Origin of the sequence: Pseudomonas sp. 51_B (genome assembly GCF_017491595.1) — a bacterium.
Taxonomy (GTDB): Bacteria; Pseudomonadota; Gammaproteobacteria; order Pseudomonadales; family Pseudomonadaceae; genus Aquipseudomonas; species Aquipseudomonas promysalinigenes.
Genome location: NZ_JAFGYW010000258.1, coordinates 1 through 488 on the forward strand (window position 1 = coordinate 1; position 488 = coordinate 488).

A 488-nucleotide genomic window follows, 5' to 3' on the forward strand; every position below is an offset into this window, starting at 1 on the left:
CTCGATGGTCTGCTCAAGCCTGAGGCCCTGCTGGCGAGCAACACCTCGGCGCTGGACATCGACGCCATCGCGGCTGCGACCCGGCGCCCGGCACAGGTGCTGGGCCTGCACTTCTTCAGCCCCGCGCACATCATGAAACTGCTGGAAATAGTGCGAGGTGCGCAAACCTCACCAGCGGCCCTGGAAGCAGCGCTGGCGCTCGGCAAGCGCATGGGCAAGGTCAGCGTGGTGTCGGGCAACTGTCACGGTTTTATCGGCAACCGCATGCTGCATCCGTATGTACTGGAAGCGCGCAAGATGCTTTTCGAAGGTGCTTATCCACAGCAGGTGGATACCGCGCTGCAAGGCTTCGGCTTCGCCATGGGGCCGTTTCGCATGTACGACGTGGTTGGCATCGATCTGGAATGGCGTGCTCGGGAGCTCGCTGGTAAAGGGCAGGATGCGCCGGAAGTTCAGATCGATAATCGTCTATGTGAAATGGGCCGGTT

General features: G+C 61.3%; 1 protein-coding gene. It reads left to right on the forward strand.

The genetic code is table 11. The annotated features are described in order from the left end of the window. The coding region (locus J5M56_RS24715; protein WP_207938027.1) for a 3-hydroxyacyl-CoA dehydrogenase family protein at positions 1-488 on the forward strand (488 nt) is incomplete at both ends.